At 57.3% G+C, this 18276-nt stretch carries 19 protein-coding genes; 12 read left to right on the top strand and 7 right to left on the bottom strand.

The window, feature by feature from the left end; genetic code table 11:
• Positions 1–20: 20 nt before the first annotated feature.
• Entirely contained in the window at positions 21–872 is an 852-nt protein-coding gene (gene mutM / locus WNY39_RS08730) for a bifunctional DNA-formamidopyrimidine glycosylase/DNA-(apurinic or apyrimidinic site) lyase (protein WP_342845174.1), read from the bottom strand.
• Positions 873–961: 89 nt separating this feature from the next.
• Between mutM and ubiE the strand changes: the two genes are divergently transcribed.
• From ubiE to tdh, 5 genes are all read left to right on the top strand, one after another.
• Positions 962–1714 (top strand): bifunctional demethylmenaquinone methyltransferase/2-methoxy-6-polyprenyl-1,4-benzoquinol methylase UbiE, encoded by a 753-nt coding sequence (gene ubiE, locus WNY39_RS08725; RefSeq protein ID WP_342845173.1) that lies wholly within the window; start codon positions 962–964, stop codon positions 1712–1714.
• A gap of 1 nt (position 1715) precedes the next feature.
• Positions 1716–3248 carry a 2-polyprenylphenol 6-hydroxylase gene (ubiB, locus tag WNY39_RS08720; protein WP_341232721.1) on the top strand — a complete coding sequence of 511 codons (1533 nt, stop codon included), beginning with the start codon at positions 1716–1718 and terminating at the stop codon, positions 3246–3248.
• Between the two features lie 114 nt (positions 3249–3362).
• Positions 3363–3929 (top strand): XRE family transcriptional regulator, encoded by a 567-nt coding sequence (locus WNY39_RS08715; protein WP_341232720.1) that lies wholly within the window; start codon positions 3363–3365, stop codon positions 3927–3929.
• 94 nt (positions 3930–4023) lie between these two features.
• Positions 4024–5211, top strand: a complete 1188-nt coding sequence (locus WNY39_RS08710; protein WP_342845172.1) for a glycine C-acetyltransferase — start codon at positions 4024–4026, stop codon at positions 5209–5211.
• A complete protein-coding gene (gene tdh / locus WNY39_RS08705) occupies positions 5208–6251 on the top strand; it encodes an L-threonine 3-dehydrogenase (RefSeq protein WP_342845171.1) in 1044 nt (347 codons plus the stop codon). Before WNY39_RS08710 ends, tdh begins: the two co-directional genes overlap by 4 nt.
• A gap of 59 nt (positions 6252–6310) precedes the next feature.
• Here tdh and WNY39_RS08700 read toward each other — a convergent pair whose 3' ends face one another.
• The 3 genes from WNY39_RS08700 to WNY39_RS08690 form a co-directional block, all read right to left on the bottom strand.
• Positions 6311–7045: a metallophosphoesterase family protein gene (locus WNY39_RS08700; protein WP_342845170.1), complete on the bottom strand. Its 735-nt coding sequence runs from the start codon at positions 7043–7045 to the stop codon at positions 6311–6313.
• Between the two features lie 217 nt (positions 7046–7262).
• The gene (gene serA, locus WNY39_RS08695; RefSeq protein ID WP_342845169.1) at positions 7263–8858 is read right to left on the bottom strand and encodes a phosphoglycerate dehydrogenase; all 1596 of its coding nucleotides are present in this window, start codon (positions 8856–8858) and stop codon (positions 7263–7265) included.
• Positions 8859–8939: 81 nt separating this feature from the next.
• On the bottom strand, positions 8940–10079 hold the full coding sequence (locus WNY39_RS08690) for a phosphoserine transaminase (protein WP_342845168.1): 1140 nt from the start codon (positions 10077–10079) through the stop codon (positions 8940–8942).
• Between the two features lie 156 nt (positions 10080–10235).
• On the opposite strand from WNY39_RS08690, the gene serB reads away from it, so the two are divergent.
• Positions 10236–11111 (top strand): phosphoserine phosphatase SerB, encoded by an 876-nt coding sequence (serB, locus tag WNY39_RS08685; protein ID WP_342845167.1) that lies wholly within the window; start codon positions 10236–10238, stop codon positions 11109–11111.
• A gap of 70 nt (positions 11112–11181) precedes the next feature.
• Here serB and WNY39_RS08680 read toward each other — a convergent pair whose 3' ends face one another.
• Entirely contained in the window at positions 11182–12162 is a 981-nt protein-coding gene (locus WNY39_RS08680) for an asparaginase (protein WP_342845166.1), read from the bottom strand.
• 174 nt (positions 12163–12336) lie between these two features.
• Between WNY39_RS08680 and WNY39_RS08675 the strand changes: the two genes are divergently transcribed.
• The 3 genes from WNY39_RS08675 (at position 12337) to WNY39_RS08665 (ending at position 14630) form a co-directional block, all read left to right on the top strand.
• Positions 12337–12867 (top strand): invasion associated locus B family protein, encoded by a 531-nt coding sequence (locus tag WNY39_RS08675; protein WP_342845165.1) that lies wholly within the window; start codon positions 12337–12339, stop codon positions 12865–12867.
• A 169-nt stretch (positions 12868–13036) separates the two neighbouring features.
• On the top strand, positions 13037–14212 hold the full coding sequence (rlmN, locus tag WNY39_RS08670) for a 23S rRNA (adenine(2503)-C(2))-methyltransferase RlmN (protein WP_342845164.1): 1176 nt from the start codon (positions 13037–13039) through the stop codon (positions 14210–14212).
• 205 nt (positions 14213–14417) lie between these two features.
• A complete protein-coding gene (locus WNY39_RS08665; protein ID WP_341232710.1) occupies positions 14418–14630 on the top strand; it encodes a hypothetical protein in 213 nt (70 codons plus the stop codon).
• Positions 14631–14645: 15 nt separating this feature from the next.
• Here the strand turns inward: WNY39_RS08665 and WNY39_RS08660 are convergent, their stop codons facing one another.
• Positions 14646–15488 carry an LOG family protein gene (locus tag WNY39_RS08660; protein WP_342845163.1) on the bottom strand — a complete coding sequence of 281 codons (843 nt, stop codon included), beginning with the start codon at positions 15486–15488 and terminating at the stop codon, positions 14646–14648.
• Positions 15489–15628: 140 nt separating this feature from the next.
• Between WNY39_RS08660 and dapD the strand changes: the two genes are divergently transcribed.
• From dapD to WNY39_RS08645, 3 genes are all read left to right on the top strand, one after another.
• Positions 15629–16456: a 2,3,4,5-tetrahydropyridine-2,6-dicarboxylate N-succinyltransferase gene (gene dapD / locus WNY39_RS08655; protein WP_342845162.1), complete on the top strand. Its 828-nt coding sequence runs from the start codon at positions 15629–15631 to the stop codon at positions 16454–16456.
• Between the two features lie 64 nt (positions 16457–16520).
• The gene (locus tag WNY39_RS08650) at positions 16521–16772 is read left to right on the top strand and encodes a GlsB/YeaQ/YmgE family stress response membrane protein (RefSeq protein ID WP_342845161.1); all 252 of its coding nucleotides are present in this window, start codon (positions 16521–16523) and stop codon (positions 16770–16772) included.
• Between the two features lie 61 nt (positions 16773–16833).
• The gene (locus tag WNY39_RS08645; protein ID WP_341232706.1) at positions 16834–17172 is read left to right on the top strand and encodes a hypothetical protein; all 339 of its coding nucleotides are present in this window, start codon (positions 16834–16836) and stop codon (positions 17170–17172) included.
• On the opposite strand, the gene WNY39_RS08640 is transcribed toward WNY39_RS08645, so the two are convergent.
• Positions 17173–18267 (bottom strand): Hint domain-containing protein, encoded by a 1095-nt coding sequence (locus tag WNY39_RS08640; RefSeq protein ID WP_342845160.1) that lies wholly within the window; start codon positions 18265–18267, stop codon positions 17173–17175.
• Positions 18268–18276 lie beyond the last annotated feature (9 nt).

The following is an 18276-nucleotide window of genomic DNA, read 5'->3' as shown; positions in this document are numbered from 1 at the left end:
CGGGCGCTGCCCGTTTCAAGTTATCTTTGGCATTGCGCGCAGTAGAAGGACGATCTGCCCGACTGAACGATTCTGCTGATCTGGTGGCTGCACCCCTCGCTGCGGCAGGGCTGCCCCTCGCGGCCATAGACATCAAAGCTGTGTTGGAAATACCCCAATTCGCCATCCGCCTGTTTAAAGTCGCGCAAGGTTGATCCCCCCGCCTCAATGGCTTCTTCTAGCACTTGGCGGATGATGGGCACCAACCCCGCCACACGTGCTGCCGATATACGCCCGGCTTTGCGCGCAGGGTGAATGCCCGCCCGGTAAAGCGTTTCACAGACATAAATATTTCCCAAACCGGCCACGATGCGTTGATCCAAAAGCGCGGATTTGATCGGCATATTCCGACCGCTCAACGCGGCAACCAAATGCGCCTCGTGAAAATCATTGCCCAAGGGTTCGGGCCCGATTGAAGACAGCAACTTATGGGCTTCCGCATTCTGGGTATCCAGCAGGTCCATCGCACCGAAACGCCGTGGGTCATTGAATGTCACCCGCGCCCCGTTTGCCATGTGCAAAACCACATGATCATGCTTTTCGGGTGACGGGTGGTCATGCACGAATTGCCCCAACGGATCGCCCGAAATCAGCATCCGCCCCGACATACCCAGATGAATAAGCAGTGATTCCCCCGATGATAAATCGGCAAGGATGTATTTCGACCGCCTGCGCAAACGCTCGACCTTGTAGCCGGTCAACCGCGCGGCCATATCGGGTGGAAAGGGCCATCGCAGATCGGGGCGATTGATGTCGGCACGTGCGATCACCTGCCCCTCCATCACGGGGGACAGACCGCGTCGTACTGTTTCGACCTCGGGTAGTTCAGGCATGGTTCATTTCCCTGTGACAAAAGGGGCGCATTGTACACGGCCCCGCACGCCCTATAACAAAGGTGCAGATCAAAGGACCACAAGACCCCATGACAAACGATAGCGACAAAACCACCCATTTTGGCTTTGAAACCGTGGCCGAAGGCGACAAAGCCGGACGCGTGCAGGGTGTCTTTAACTCTGTCGCCAGTAAATATGATGTGATGAACGACGTGATGAGCGTTGGAATCCACCGTATCTGGAAAGAGGCGATGATGGATTGGTTGGCCCCGCGTGCCGGTCAAAAGCTGTTAGATGTGGCTGGCGGTACGGGCGATGTGTCGTTCAAGTTCCTTCAACGTGCTGGGTCGGGCCATGCGACGGTGTTGGACCTGACCGAACCCATGCTGGTCGAAGGCCGCAAACGTGCCGAAGCTGCGGCCATGGTCGACAGCCTCGATTGGGTCGTGGGCGACGCGATGGCGCTGCCGTTCGAAGACAATACCTTTGACGTCTATACAATCAGCTTTGGCATCCGCAACGTGACCCGCCCCCAAGAGGCCCTGAACGAAGCTTACCGCGTGCTGCGTCCCGGTGGCCGTTTGATGGTGCTTGAGTTCAGCCAATTGCCGAACCCGATGATGCAAAAAGCTTATGATCTCTACAGCTTTAATGTGATCCCCCGCATGGGCCAGTTGATTGCGAATGATCGCGACAGCTATCAATACCTCGTTGAATCCATTCGAAACTTCCCCGATCAGGAAACATTCCTGGGCATGGTCAAGGCAGCCGGGTTCGAGCAGGCAAAATACCGTAATCTGACACTGGGCGTTGCGGCGCTGCACTCTGGCTGGAAACTGTAACATGCGCGGACCTCACAACATTTGGCGGCTGATCCGCACGGGCGCCACGCTGGAACGCACGGGCGCGATGAACGTCGTGCTGGATGCGTTTGATGCCACCCCGGCGCTGCGTTTCGTTGCCAAGGCGCTTGGCAAACCGTTCAAGTTTTTGGGCTATGCCGGTGATCCGTCGATGCCGCCCGCGACCCGTGCGCTGACCGCGCTTGGGCCTGCCTACATCAAATTCGGTCAGGTTCTGTCGACCCGTCCTGATGTCGTGGGTGATGAGCTGGCCGTGCAATTGCGCGTGCTCCAGGACAAGCTGCCGCCGTTCTCGATTGAAAAGGCCAAGGCCGAGGTCGAAAAAGAGCTGGGCCAGCCCGTCGATGCGATTTTTTCCGAGTTCAGCGAACCTGTTGCCGCTGCCTCAATTGCGCAGGTCCACCGCGCCACAGTGGCCGAAACCGGACAGGACGTCGCGGTAAAGGTTCTGCGCCCCGGTATCGAAAAGGCCTTTCGCAGGGACATCGACGCCTTTTATCTTGCCGCGCGCATGGTCGAAATTTTCTCTCCCGGGTCGCGCCGTTTGCACCCGACTGAGGTGATTGAACATTTCGATGGCGTTGTGCGCGGCGAACTTGACCTGCGGCTTGAATCTTCCGCCGCGTCTGAATTTGCTGCGAACACCAAAGACGACGCAGGCTTTCAGCTGCCTGCGATCAATTGGGAATTTTCTGCCCGCCGGGTGATGACCCTTGAATGGGCCGATGGCGTTCCCATGGGCGATAATGCGGCGATTGACGCGGCGGGCCACGACCGTGTGGCCCTTGGCGATCGTGTGTTGCAACTCTTCCTGAATCACGCGCTGCGCGACGGGTATTTCCATGCAGATATGCATCAGGGCAACCTCAAGGTCGCGCCGAACGGCAATATCATTGCCTATGATTTCGGGATCATGGGCCATATTGATGAATACACCCGTCGTGTTTACGCGGAAATCCTGTTCGGCTTCATCCGCCGTGACTACAAACGCGTGGCCGAGGTTCACTTCGAAGCAGGCTATGTGCCCGCCGACAAAGACGTCGATGAATTCGCCCGCGCCCTGCGTGCGGTGGGCGAGCCGATTTTCGGGATGGACGCCACGCGCATCTCGATGGCCCGATTGCTGACCTATCTGTTTGAAGTCACCGAACGTTTTGGCATGGAAACCCGTACCGAACTGATCCTGCTGCAACGCACAATGGTTGTGGTCGAAGGGGTGGCGCGCTCGCTCAACCCGCATATCAACATCTGGCAAGTCTCCAGCCCGATTGTGTCCGATTACATTTCTAAATCCATCGGTCCCAAGGCCGTCATCCGTGATCTGGCCAACACGGCGCGCGTTTTGGCACGTTTCGGCCCCCGCTTGCCCAGCCTGGTCGAAACCGCCTTGATCCGCCAACAGAAAGAGGAAGAGCAGCCCAGAAACGGCTTTAAACGCTGGATCGCGGTTGCGGCCATCCTTGGTGCCACGGCCGCATTGGCTGTTGCAGCACTTGCGGACTGGTTCTTCTAACCCTCTTCTCTGGCTTGTAAATATCCTGCGGGGGTCCGGGGGCGCAAAGCCCCCGGCGCTTCGCAAAAGACATTCCCATTGACAGGGGTGATGCCTGATGTGCAGTTATCCACTATGACGGATAAATCTGACGCCATTTTGACCCAACTTCCCGCGCGGCTTAAATCGGCCCGCACCGGCCAAGGTCTCAGCCTTGATGCGGTGGCCAAGCTTTCGGGCGTGTCCCGGTCGATGGTCAGCCAGATTGAGCGGGGCGAAAGCAGCCCGACCATTGCCACGCTTTGGAACCTGACACGCGCCTTGCAGGTCGATTTTGCCGGCCTTTTGGACAACACGCAAAGCCCGGCCCAGATCGAAGTGCTGCGCGCGGCTGAAGTCCCGACGATCCATAATTTGGGATCAGGTTGCCATATTCGAATCCTCTCGCCGCCCGAAGAGGCCGGAAAACATGAGGTTTACGAGCTGTTGATCGACGAGGGCGGCGTTCTGGATAGCCAGCCCCATACTCGTGGCGCGCGCGAACATCTGACGGTTATCCAAGGCACGGCTGGCGTTCAAAGTGGAGATGCCGAAAACGTCATCCATACCGGTGACACGGCACGCTACCCAGCCGATGTGCCGCATGTGATCAAGGCGATTGATGGGCCGGTGCGCGCATTCTTGGTCGTTCAGGACGCCTGATTCCATAATATAGGAATTTTTCCGCCATATAGGATTTCCCCTATTCCCGGATCGCATTCCGTTATGGTAGAAGCTTTGAAAAAGGAGCTTTGCCATGACCCAAGCCTATCTAGATCACATTGCGACCACGCTTTCCCAGATCGACGCCGATGGCATGATGAAACGCGAGCGGCTCATTACCTCGCCTCAGTCGGGCAATATCACCGTCGGGGGGCACGAGGTCATCAACCTTTGTGCCAATAATTACCTGGGCTTGGCCGACCATCCTGACCTGATTAAAGCCGCCCAAGATGCCATGGAACCCAAAGGTTTCGGCATGGCATCCGTCCGCTTTATCTGTGGCACCCAAGACATCCACCGCGAGCTTGAACAGAAACTGGCGAAGTTTTTGGATAAGGATGATTCTATTCTGTTCGCTGCTTGTTTCGATGCAAATGGCGGCCTGTTCGAGCCGCTTTTCGGACCCGAAGATGCAATCGTTTCGGATAGTCTGAACCATGCGTCGATCATTGATGGTATCCGGCTGTGCAAGGCCAAGCGCTATCGCTATGCGAACTCTGACATGAACGACCTGGAGGGGCAGCTGAAGCTGGCCCGCGACGAAGGTGCGCGTTTCATTATGATCGCGACAGATGGTGTATTCAGCATGGATGGCTATCTGGCCAATCTGCCCGAAGTGACCCGACTGGCCGAAAAATATGAGGCGCTGGTGATGGTCGATGATTGCCATTCGACCGGGTTCATGGGGCCGAAAGGTGCGGGAACGCCGGCGCATTTCGGCGTTGATGTGGATATTCTGACAGGTACGCTGGGCAAGGCGCTTGGTGGGGCGATCGGTGGCTATATTGCTGGGCCGCAGCCCGTGATTGATCTGCTGCGCCAACGCGCACGGCCCTATCTGTTCTCGAACTCTTTGCCGCCGTCGATTGTGATGGCCGGTATCAAAGCGTTGGAGCTGGTCGAGCAAGGCGATGACCTGCGCACGCAGCTATTCGAGAACGCGGCCTATTGGCGTAAAGGGTTGACGGAGTTGGGTTTTGATCTGCTGCCCGGCGAACATCCCATCATTCCTGTGATGCTGGGCGAGGCCCAATTGGCGCAGGATATGGCGGCCAAGTTGTTCGAGGAAGGCGTCTATGTCAGCGGCTTTTTCTTCCCGGTTGTTCCACGGGGGCAGGCCCGAATCAGGACGCAAATGAATGCGGCATTGACCAAGGATGAACTAGACCGCGCGTTGGTCGCGTTCGAGGTGGCGGGCAAAGCTTGTGGTGTTTTGACATGAGCAACCAGATGAAAGCGCTGTGCAAGTCAGAGCCGCGCGAAGGGTTGTGGATGACCCGCGCCCCGGTGCCTGAAATCGGGCCGGACGATGTGCTGATCAAGATTAATAAAACCGGCATCTGCGGGACCGACATTCATATTTGGAACTGGGACGATTGGGCCAAAGACACGGTGCCCGTACCACTGATTACGGGCCATGAATTTGCCGGAGAGATTGTGGAGCTTGGTCGCAATGTGACTGATCTGAGTATCGGCCAGCGCTGTTCGGGCGAGGGGCATTTGATCGGCAAAACATCCCGGCAGTCGCGGTCTGGCAAGTTTCACCTTGATCCTGCGACACGCGGTATTGGTGTGAATGAACAAGGGGCCTTTGCGCAATATTTGCGTTTGCCTGCCTTTAACGTGGTGCCTCTGCCGGACGAGATTTCGGATGACATCGGGGCGATCCTCGATCCGCTTGGCAATGCTGTTCACACCGCGCTGAGCTTTGATCTGGTGGGCGAGGATGTGTTGATTACGGGTGCAGGCCCCATCGGGATTATGGCCGCTGCCGTCGCGCGTCACGTTGGCGCGCGGCATGTTGCGATCACGGACGTTAATCCTGCAAGGCTGGAATTGGCCGCGCAGGTCGCAGATGTGACCCCGGTGAACGTTGCGCAGGAAGACCTGCGCGATGTCATTGCCAAGCTGAAGATGAAGCAAGGTTTTGACGTCGGGATGGAGATGTCTGGCAACCAGATGGCGCTGGATCAAATGTTCGAGGCGATGACCATGGGCGGTCGCATCGCCATGTTAGGCATCCCACCCGGAAAATCACCGGTCGATTGGAGCCGTATCGTATTCAAGGCGATTACCATCAAGGGCGTCTATGGCCGCGAGATTTTCGAAACCTGGTATAAGATGATTGCCATGCTGGAAAACGGCTTGGACGTATCAAAGATCATAACACATCGCTTTGGTGCGGATGATTTTGAGGCCGGGTTTACGGCGATGAAATCGGGGTTGTCCGGCAAGGTGGTTCTGGACTGGACCGGGGTTTAGGGGGCCAGCCCCCGCCCCGGCGCTGCCGGGTCTCCCCCGGGATTTAGGTCCATTTGGAATTAGCTTTTCGGGTGAAGGGGAACCCTGCCTTTGTCGGATATGACATGGACGTCTGACCCTTCAAAGACGGCGGCCTGAAGCGGTTTGAAATAGCCCGCGCCGGCATCAAGGTTGATGCGGTAACCGTGGTGTTCGGGGTAGTCGACGGCGGTATGTCCGTGCACGACCGGGCGGCCGAAGTCATGGTATTCCGTTAGCCAGTCGCCGCGAATCCAGATCAGGTCGTCTTCGATTTGATCCTCGATCGGGACACCGTGGCGCAGGCCTGCATGGGCGAAAATCAGATTTTCGGTCGTGTGGATGTTTGGCAGATTGTCTAGGAAATCGCGGTGTGCTTGTGGAACCGCCTCAAGTGCGGCTTGGTGGATGGGATCGACGGGTGCGTAATCTTCGCCCTCGACGCCGTAGGACAGCAGGGTTTTGTCGCCGCCCAAACGTGGGTTCATCCAGAACAGATCGGCCCGTGTGGCGGGGTCAAACACCGTTTGATCGTCCAGAAAACGGGTGAAATAGCGATCATGATTGCCACGGATCGCAGTCCAGTTGCGGCCGCCGGTGATGCCGTTCATCAGCAGATCAACGACGCCTTTGCTGTCGGGGCCGCGATCAACGTAGTCCCCTAGAAACACGATTTCAGCGTCTGTGCCGCCATCAGTTTCGATCAGTTCCAACACGCGGTGCAGATCGTCGAGTTGGCCGTGGATATCGCCGACGGCATAGATGGGCGTGGACATAAACGCGTTTCCTTTTTGCTTGGGGGTATGATGCCTGATCCGCCTGGAAAGGGAAAGCCGAGCCAGCGTTTTTGCAGCAAGAAACGGGGCACCTTTAGGCGTTTACAGGAGTGTAGAACGCACGCCTTGGCCCGAGCGACAATCTGGATGCCAATAGATGAAAACAAAGAAGCGCCCCTTGAGGGGGCGCTTTGATTTTTTAGTCGTCAGCCAAGGTTTAGGCGACGTCGAATTCAAGCTCTTTGACTTGGGTGAAGAGCCCTGTGTCTTGCAACGCTTTGATTGTCGCTGGGGGAACCACATCGTCGATATAGAGCAGGGCAATCGCTTCGCCCTTGGCGACCGAGCGGCCCAGGGTAAAGTTCGCGATGTTCACACCGTTTGCGCCAAGCGTCTGGCCCAATGTCCCGATGATACCGGGGACATCTTCGTTGGTGGTATAGAGCATATGCGCACCGATTTCAGCGTCGATGTTGATGCCTTTGATCTGGATGAAGCGGGGTTTGCCATCCGAGAATACCGTGCCCGCGATTGAGCGTTCACGCTTTTCGGTCACCACCGTTACTTTGACATAGCCGTCGAACACGCCGGATTTATCTTGGTTCGTTGTGCTGATCTGGATGCCTTTTTCACGGGCAACCACGGGCGCGCTGACCATGTTCACGTCAGGATTGGCGCGTTTCATGATGCCGGCAACCACGGCGCAGTTCAGTGCGTTCAGGTTCATTTCGGACACTTGGCCATCGTACAGGATGTTGATCGCCTTGATCGGCTCGTCCGTCATCTGGCCGATGAACGCACCAAGGTGGCCGGTCAATGTGATCCATGGGCCCATAACTTTGGCTTCTTCAGCCGTAACCGATGGCATGTTCAACGCGTTGGAAACCGCGCCGGTCAGCAGATAGTCGGACATTTGTTCGGCGACTTGCAGGGCCACGTTTTCTTGTGCTTCCGTCGTCGCAGCGCCTAGGTGCGGGGTGCAGACCACGTTTGGCAGGCCGAACAACGGGTTTTCGGTTGCGGGCTCTTCCTTGAACACATCGAATGCCGCGCCGGCGACATGGCCGGATTTCAACGCTTCGGCCAAGGCTTCCTCGTCCACCAGACCACCACGGGCACAGTTGATGATGCGAACGCCTTTCTTGGTCTTGGCCAAGGCTTCCTTGGACAGGATGTTGGCGGTTTGGTCAGTATAGGGCACGTGCAGCGTGATGAAATCGGCGCGGGCCAGCAGTTCGTCAAGCTCGACCTTTTCGACGCCAATTTTCTGGGCCTTTTCTTCGCTTAGGAAGGGGTCATAGGCCACGACTTTCATCTTCAGGCCGCGTGCGCGATCGCAAACGATACCGCCGATGTTACCCGCGCCGATCACGCCAAGGGTTTTGCCTGTCAGCTCCACACCCATAAACTTGGATTTTTCCCATTTTCCCGCGTGGGTCGATGCGGATGCTTCGGGGATTTGGCGCGCGACAGCGAACATCATCGCGATGGCATGTTCGGCGGTGGTGATCATGTTGCCGAAAGGCGTGTTCATGACGATCACACCTTTTTTCGATGCGGCGTCTTTGTCGATATTGTCGGTGCCGATACCGGCGCGGGCGATGACCTTGAGGTTGGTCGCGTTCGCGAGGATCGTTTCGGTCACTTTGGTCGCCGAGCGGATGGCAAGACCGTCGTAATTGCCAATGACGGCGGCGAGTTTTTCTTTGTCCTTGCCCAGATCGGGTTGGAAATCGACGTCAATGCCGCGGTCTTTGAAGATTTGAACGGCGGCGTCCGAGAGCTTGTCGGAAATGAGAACTTTGGGGGCCATGTTTGGCGCTCCTTTATAAGATAGAATGGGGGTTTGGGTTGGCACCCACCCTACGTTTTGCGCAGGGTGGAGAACCCGGAATTATGCGTTGATTTCGGACTCAAACGCCCAAGCAAGCCACGGCAGCATCGCCTCGATATCCGAGGTTTCAACCGTGCCGCCGCACCAGATGCGCAGGCCCGGAGGGGCATCGCGGTAGGCACCCACGTCAAGCGCCACATCTTCGTCGGCCAGACGTTTTGCAACGGCTTTGGCGAATGCGGCACCGTCTGTAATGCGGTCATCCGTGAACTTGAGGCAGACAGATGTGTTGGACCGTGTCGCCGGATCGGTAGCAAGGAAGTCGATCCAATCGTGGTCTTCCACGAATTTGGCAATTGCTGCGGTGTTGGCATCGGCGCGGCCGATCAATCCTTGCAAGCCACCAACGGATTTCGCCCAGTCCAGCGCCAGCAAGTAGTCTTCTACGCAGAGCATGGAAGGCGTGTTGATGGTTTCACCCTTAAAGATGCCGTCGATCAGTTTGCCACCTTTGGTGAGGCGGAAAATCTTGGGCAGGGGCCATGCGGGAGTATAGTTTTCGAGGCGTTCCACTGCGCGTGGGCTGAGGATCAGCATACCATGCGCCGCTTCGCCGCCGAGCACTTTCTGCCAGCTAAAGGTGGTGACATCCAGCTTGTCCCACGGCAGATCCATCGCGAAGGCGGCGGATGTTGCATCGCACAGGGTCAGGCCCTTGCGGTCTGCCGGGATCACGTCACCTGAGGGCATGCGCACGCCGGATGTGGTGCCGTTCCAGGTAAAGCAAACATCGTTGTCATAGTTGAGCGACGCCATATCCACGATCTGACCGTAATCAGCGGTGTGGACAGAATGTTCGATTTTCAGCTGTTTGACTGCGTCCGTGACCCAGCCCGCGCCGAACGATTCCCACGCGACCATTTCAGCGGGGCGTTCGCCCAGCATGGTCCACATGGCCATCTCGTAGGCACCGGTATCGGAGGCGGGCACGATGCCGATTTTATAATCAGCCGGTACACCCAGAATTTCACGGGTGGTTTCGATCGCCTCAAGCAATTTGGCTTTGCCCGGTGCAGCGCGGTGGCTGCGGCCCAAAGGCGCGCTTGCAAGCTTGGTCAGATCATATGCGGGGGGTTTGGCACACGGGCCAGAGGAGAAACGCGGATTCATCGGCCGCGAGGTCGGAGTCTTAATAGCCATTTAGCTACCCTTTCAGATAAGCGCCCTTCGTTGGGGAAGGGTGTCCCACCGCTGCGTCTAGAGGGGCGCGCGGTCTGGCACAAGCGTGAAAATGCCGCTAGAACGCCGCTTGATTGGCTTTTTACGACAGCTCTGACGCGGATCGGAAACTCGACGATGCATAGTGTGACTTTGTTAACCTCCCCTGATCAACCAAGGCTGGATGCCGCTTTGGTTGATAGTTTGCGCAATGCATGGGGGGGTGGTGATGCCGTTTGGCTGGCCCCGGATGAGGCGGCTAGCTTTGATATGTTGCGCATGCCCGCAAACCGCTGGGATATCTGGGCCGAGTGTCAGGGGATGGGCGTTGATTTGATCATCGTGCCCGCCGAAGGGCGGCGCAAGAAAATGCTGCTGGCCGATATGGACAGCACGATGATCCAGCAGGAATGCATTGATGAGCTGGCCGACGAAGCGGGCGTTGGTGACCGGGTCAAGGACATCACAGCGCGGGCGATGAACGGTGAGCTGGATTTTGAAGGGGCGCTGCGGGAACGCGTGGGGCTGCTTGCGGGCTTGGACGAAGCTGTTATCGGACAGGTTCTGGAGCAGCGAATTACCTATATGCCGGGCGGCAAAACGCTGCTGGCGACGATGAAGGCGAACGGGGCCTATGCCGCACTGGTGTCGGGCGGATTTACGGCATTCACAGCCTCAGTCGCGCAGGCGCTAGGCTTTGATGAAAACCGGGCGAATACGCTGTTGGTTGAAGGTGGTAAGCTGACCGGACATGTGCGTGATCCGATTTTGGGCAAGCAGGCCAAGGTAGATGCGTTGGAAGGGATCACCGCGCAACTGGGTTTGGCCGAGGCCGACGTGCTGGCCGTAGGGGATGGCGCGAATGATCTGGGTATGTTGCACCGTGCGGGCATGGGCGTTGCCTTGCATGCCAAACCCGCTGTGGCGGCGGAATGCGATGTGCGGATTAACTTTGGCGATCTGACGGCGCTTTTATATGTGCAAGGCTATGCCAAAGACGAATTTATCGCATAATCGATAGGTGCATGGGGCGCTGCCCCATACCCCGGGATTTTAGACCATTTGGAATGGGGCAATGCGCCTTTTAGGCGAATGTGGGCGCTGGTTTCAGGCTGCCTGTGACAATGCCGCGCCGGTTTATGATGGGGGCATTGCGGTATTTCAGTGCTTCGGGGTGGTTGGGGTCAAGGGCCCCGAGTTTCACCAGAATGGACGCGATGGCGCAGGCGGCGGCGCGGGGGGTGCCACAGGATGCTTTGAGGGCGACGCCTAATTTTTGGTCCGGCAGGATCGCGATAAAGAACCCTTCGGCACCGGTTTTGATCGCGACCTTTCCATCCATGGCGCGCATCAGATCGGTGCAGGAACGGGTTTCGCCGGCCACCAATTCAGGGTGCAAGCGCATCGCCTGATGCAGGCGTGCCTCGGCTGAGCCGTCGGGTGCGGCAGCAAAATGCGCCATCGCACGGGCCATACCATGCAGAGTTGTTGAAAAATTAGGCACGGAACATCCGTCGATGCCATAGCCGAATGTGCTGCGGTCTGTGACTTCCTCGAAGGCTTCGAGGCAGGCCTGTTGAACGGGGTGATCGGGTTTTTCGTAATCCGCACCGCCGCCCAAGTGTTTGTTCACGGTCAGAAAGCCCGCATGTTTGCCGGAGCATTCGTGGTGGATTTGGCAGGGTTGTTCATACGCGCGGATCAGGGCGTCACGCGCATCGATATCGCCGGGAACCGCGGCCCCGCAGCGGAAATCGCTGTCGGAAAGGCCCATTGTATCCAGCCATTTGCCTATGATCCCGGTGTGCAAATCGGCCGCCTGATGTGACGCGCAGGCAAGGGCCAGATGTTGCGTGCCCAGCCCCATCGCATCTGCCGCACCAGAACGGATAAGTGGCAATGCTTGGATCATCTTGGCCGAGGAACGCGGGAGAATAACCGCCTCGGGGTTGCCCCATGCGTGGACGATTTGACCGCTGTCATCACACACAACCGCATGGCCGGAATGCACGCTTTCAAGGAAGGCACCGCGCCAAATCTCGGCAAAGGGGGCTGGTTGGGTCATGTTTCGTCCTTTTCTTGGGCGAATTCCTGCCAATCAGGGTTTCGCCGGTCGCCTGTTTGACGTTATTATGCTTGTTGTCGAGATAAATACAGTTCCTTTAAAGAGCGCCTTCTGAAGGGCTGCCGGTGGAGTTGGTGAAATGTTGAGGATTATGGCGGCTGGAGGCCTAGGTAAATGATGACATTGAGAACGATTGGCTTTGCCTTGGCGTTGGCAGGGCTCGCCGGAACGGGCGTATTGGCGCAGTCGCAAAGCACAAACCGTGTTGCCGCGGAAACCGACTGGAGCGTGTTCGTCGAGGATAATCCGACCGAATGCTGGGGCGTTTCAACGCCCAAGGAAATGGTGAATTCGCGCGATGGACGTGTGGTTGCTGTGAACCGTGGGCAGACGTTGTTGATGGTCTTTTACCGCCCAAGCGCTGGGGCCAAGGGGCAGGTTGCGTTTACCGGCGGGTATCCGTTCGCATCCGGTTCAACTGTGAATATGGATATCAGCGGCACCACATTCGAGCTGTTCACCGAAGGTGAATGGGCGTGGCCAGCGACCGCGGATGATGACCAGAAAATCATTACAGCGATGAAGCGCGGTGCCACTGCAATCATGACCGCGCGTTCCGGCCGTGGCACGCAAACCAAAGATACATTTTCGCTGCTTGGCTTTACGGCGGCTGTCGAGGACGCGGCGAAGCGCTGCGGCGGCTAAGACCTTAGGGGATTATGAAAGGGGCCTCGCCGCCAGCGGGGCCTTTTTCACGTTTTAAGGGCGGAATCGTCGGCTCGCGCTCGGCCAAGGGCCGCCGAAAGGTGCCTTTCCTTTTGATCTGGGCGCGAATGCCTATATAGAGCGCTGAAACCCATCCCGGAGAATCCCCATGTCTGCGACCGCGCCGATCACCCAAGATGTTATGACCATTCCGCGCAAATTGCCGGACGGGCCGATTAACCTTGTCGGTTTGACACGTGACGCGATGCGTGAGGTTTTGATCGCGCACGGTACGCCAGAAAAGCAGGCCAAGATGCGGGTCGGTCAGATTTGGCAGTGGATTTACCAATGGGGCACGCGCGATTTTGCGGACATGACCAACCTGTCCAAGGCGTTTCGCGCTGAACTGGCCGAACAATTCGTGATCGCGGTGCCTGAGGTTGTGACCAAGCAGGTGTCAGAAGATGGCACACGCAAATATCTGGTGCGCATTGCAGGCGGGCACGAGGTCGAGGTGGTGTATATCCCCGAGGAAGGGCGCGGTACATTGTGTGTCAGCTCTCAGGTTGGGTGCACATTGACCTGTTCGTTCTGCCACACAGGTACGCAGAAGCTGGTGCGCAATCTGACCGCAGCCGAGATTATCGGCCAGGTCATGGTGGCACGCGATGATCTGGGCGAATGGCCTGTTCCCGGTACGATTACCGAAGCGCCCCGTTTACTGTCCAATATCGTTCTGATGGGCATGGGCGAGCCGCTTTATAACTTTGAGAACGTGCGCGACGCGATGAAGATCGCGATGGACCCCGAAGGTATCCAGCTGTCGCGGCGCCGGATTACATTGTCGACGTCAGGTGTGGTGCCGGAAATTGCCCGAACGGCTGAGGAAATCGGCTGCCAGTTGGCGGTGTCATTCCACGCCACCACGGACGAGGTGCGCAACACATTGGTGCCGATCAACAAACGTTGGAATATCGCTGAACTGATCGAGGCGTTGCGGGTGTACCCAAAGGTAAGCAATTCTGAGCGGATCACCTTTGAATATGTGATGCTGGACGGGGTGAATGACAGCGACGCGGATGCGTATCGCTTGATTGAATTGATCCGTGGGATACCTGCGAAAATCAACCTGATCCCATTTAACGAATGGCCCGGCGCGCCTTACAAGCGGTCGTCGAATAACCGGATTCGTGCGTTTTCCGAGATTGTTTATAAGGCAGGCTATGCATCCCCCGTTCGCAAACCACGGGGCGAGGATATTATGGCGGCTTGCGGTCAGTTGAAATCAGCGACCGAGCGCGCCCGCAAATCACGCAAGCAGATCGAGGCAGACGCAGGTTTGTAAGCCTGCAAAGCTGATGACATCTTGTTTGCCCAGCCATGCGGCGGCAGCGAATGCTGTTGCGTGGTGAAAGTTTGCTAAATTCGGCGATATTAATTTCGGTGCATCTGCCCTTAACCCAACATTGCGCCCCCGCCGTTTAGGGGACATTAAAACATCGCCCCAAAGATATTGCTTCCATCAACCTCACAACCGGGAGCAATCAGTAATGGCTATTATCATTCAAAATGACGCCTTCATCACCGCCGAAGTGATGGCGTTGATCATGCGTGAACGCGAGCGTGCACTGTCGTTTCGCGAGTGGAAGCATCGGTTGGCAGGGTTCGGGTACCACGTACGTGATACGGAAAATGGTCACATCCTTGAGACCCTTCCGCATCACGTAAAGGTATGTACCTTACCACCCGAGCTGTGCGCCTGATCGACGCGCCGCGCACTACCTGCCGGGCAACGCATCCCGCGCGGGTGCGGGTTCCCAATTATCAATCACGTGCATCGCCTCATCTGCGGTTTCAACAAACCTGAACAGGTCAAGATCCTCGGCCGAGATGGTGCCGGCATCGGCCAGTGCTTCCCAGTTAATGATCTTTTCCCAGAAGGCGCGACCAAACAGCAAAAACGGCACCCGCGACATGCGGCCGGTTTGAATAAGGGTCAGCGCCTCGAATGTTTCGTCCATGGTGCCAAAGCCCCCCGGAAAAACGCAAATCGCCCGCGCCCGCATGAGGAAATGCATTTTGCGGATCGCGAAGTAGTGAAAGTTAAAGCACAGCTCTGGCGTGACATATGCGTTCGGGGCCTGTTCAAACGGCAGCACGATGTTCAACCCGATGGATTGCCCGCCTGCCTCTGATGCACCGCGATTGCCTGCCTCCATCACGCCGGGGCCGCCGCCTGTGACGATAACGTTCTCTTGGTTCCCGCTCTCCATCGATTTCAGGGTCATCAGCCGCGAAAATTCGCGTGCTTCTTCATAGAAATGCGAAAGATCGGCCAGCGTTTTGGTGCGCGCCTTGTCTTTGTCGGCAGGTCTGGGAATGCGTGCGCCGCCAAACAATACAATTGTCGACGTGACGCCATGGGCGTCTAGCCCCATCTCGGGCTTCAGCAGCTCTAGCTGCAACCTGACGGGGCGCAGCGCGTCATGGCCCATGAACTCCTGATCGGTAAAGGCAAGGCGATACGCGGGTGCGCGGGTTTGCGGCGTGTCGGGGACTTCCTTTGCTTTGGCGCTGTCTGCAACGGCGTCGCGCAAAGGGTGGCGTGTGTGGTCGGTCATCAAATTCTCCGGTTTGATCGTTGCAGATAGCATGCCTGCGTTCGGTGTAAATGACCACGCCAGCCGTTATGATTGCGTGCACAACGTGACGGGGGTATAGCCATGCGCAACACCTGACCCCATATTCCGGAGCCAACCTTATGTCTAACGCCCAACTTGAAACCGCAATCGAAGCTGCGTGGGATGCCCGCGACACGATTACGTCTGCCACCAAAGGCGAACAGCGCGATGCGATCGAAGCCACATTGGCCGCGCTGGATAGCGGCAAACTGCGCGTCGCTGAAAAGCAGGAAAATGGTGATTGGCATGTGAACCAGTGGGCGAAAAAGGCCGTTTTGTTGGGCTTTCGTATCAAGGACATGGAACACCAAACCGGCGGCCCGCAAGGCGCAGGCTGGTGGGACAAGGTCGACAGCAAGTTTAAAGGCTGGGGCGATGACGAATGGAAAACCGCCGGTTTCCGTGCCGTTCCTAACTGCGTTGTGCGCAAATCGGCCTATATCGCGCCGGGCGTTGTTTTGATGCCGTCCTTTGTGAACATTGGCGCTTATGTCGACAGCGGCACGATGGTTGATACGTGGGCCACAGTCGGGTCCTGCGCGCAGATCGGTAAAAATGTGCACTTGTCCGGCGGTGTCGGCATCGGCGGCGTGCTGGAACCCATGCAGGCGGGTCCGACAATCATCGAAGACAACTGCTTTATCGGCGCGCGTTCTGAGGTGGTTGAAGGCTGTATCGTGCGCGAAGGGTCCGTTTTGGGCATGGGCGTGTTCATCGGTCAGTCCACCAAAATTCTTGACCGTGACACCGGCGAAGTCATGTATGGTGAAGTACCAGCAGGTTCTGTTGTCGTCGCGGGTTCTATGCCTTCGAAAAACGGTGTGAACTTGTATTGCGCCGTGATCGTCAAGCGCGTCGATGAAAAGACCCGTTCGAAAACGTCGATCAACGAACTGCTGCGCGACTAAGGTGGAACGAAACGATGCCTTTGGCGGGTCAATCGCCAAGGGCATATGACAAAGGAGTGCTGTTATGGGTTTAGGTTTTATTGGCTCGATCTTCGTCGGTGGCATGGCGGGCTGGATCGCGAGCATGATCATGAAGGCGAACACCGGAATACTGGCGAATATCGGTTTGGGGATCATCGGTGCTGTTGTGCTGAACTTCATTCTTGGTTTGCTGGATATCTATGCCGCTGATGCGTGGTTGACCCAGCTTTTCGTTGGTTTGGTCGGTGCATGTCTGGTGATTTGGGCCTGGCGTGCCCTGCGCGGGCGCAGCTGACCCTTTTCACAGGCTTCAGAACACGCTAGGGCTGCCGCATCTTTATGCGGTGGCCCTTTTTATGTCTGACCAGAAAAAACCCAAAAAACCATCACGCCAGCAGGTCTATACCTTGCTGGTCGAGATCGGGCGCAAAGACGGTGACGGGCTGCCCGACAAGGCAACAGGTGCCGCGTTGATGTGCTTTGCCTCCGGCATAGACGAGGCTGAGGCCGTGCGTGAAACCGTGGCGATCCTAAAGCAGGCGGATACGAACCCGCTGGATGTGACCGGATATGGCACCTTGGCTGAACGCGAGGCCGAAGGTCACGAGATTGACGAGGATGAACGTGCTTTGATGGCGCGGGCGCTGGACGAAAATTCGGTCATCGTTGCGCATATCACGCCGTTTTTCGACTGATCACGCCGCGCGGCGACTGGCCAGTGTGATCGCTTCGAACCGTTTCAACACAGTATGAGCAGGCTGATGATGTTCGGGCAGCATGCTCCGGTCGAACCCGGCTAGAATACTGCTGGCCATCTGATCAGCTTGGCGGCGTATGCGACCGATATACAGGCTTTCTGCTGGTGTGCCTGCCGCGATCATCGTTTCATGAGAGGGCAGTAGAATCTGCGCATAGGTGATCGTCGGTCCGCAGGTTTCTTGCATGGCGGCAAAGCCGTTGACCAGATGGCGTGCAGGGATCAGCACCGCCTCTTTGCTGAAAAGATATTCGACCTCGGGCCCATCGATGACCAACCGTTGATCCGGGGCGACGATAATGTCTTGTTGCAGCCCAAAATACGGCGCGCGCAGCCGGATCGGGGCAAAGCTGCCGCAGGCCGGCACGGTTCTTGAGACGGTTTGCAACACTGGCACGACACCTGAATCCTGTGTGGTGACAGTGTCGCCGCGTTTGAGGGTGGACAGCGGTTTGAACCCCCACGGCGTGGCAAGCGGGGTCGACGGCAAAAGCGACGGCATCGGGCCAATGGGTTCAATCTGGTCGGAAACTGCCGCAAAAATCACGTCGGATGAAATTGCCTGATCGCCCCGGCCCAACACCATATTGCGCAGGTCATCGACCAAGATCGGTTTTGGGTTGGCAACGGGAACCGTTACGATGTGGCTGCTTTCGGGATCCTCCATCGCGAGGCGGCCCCATTTCGCGGTGCTGTCCCACGAATAGGTAATGCGCATGACGTCGTTGCGGCCGCTGTCCTTGTGTTGGATCGCGGCATGGGTGATGTCTTCGCCCTGCACCTGAACCAAGGCGACACCGCCCCCCGGAATGGCCTGAAATGCCAGACTGCGCAGCCATGGAAAGGTTGATTTATACCCAAGTAACAGCCGTGGTTTGCCGTCGGGCGATTGCTGCGTCTCGAACATGATGCTGCCGCGCGTGAGCATGTCGTCTTGACCGGTGCCGCAGACGGGGGCGTCACGTTTGTCGGTGCCTAGGCCTAGGGGCGAAAACCGTCGATCTTCGTTATGTGCCAGCGCGATCCACGTCATCGGTCAGGC

It is taken from the genome of Sulfitobacter sp. AS59 (genome assembly GCF_038899995.1).
In the GTDB taxonomy this organism is placed as follows: Bacteria; Pseudomonadota; Alphaproteobacteria; order Rhodobacterales; family Rhodobacteraceae; genus Sulfitobacter.
Note: the sequence above shows the minus strand (reverse complement) of the source record. Positions and strands in the feature narration are given on the sequence as shown.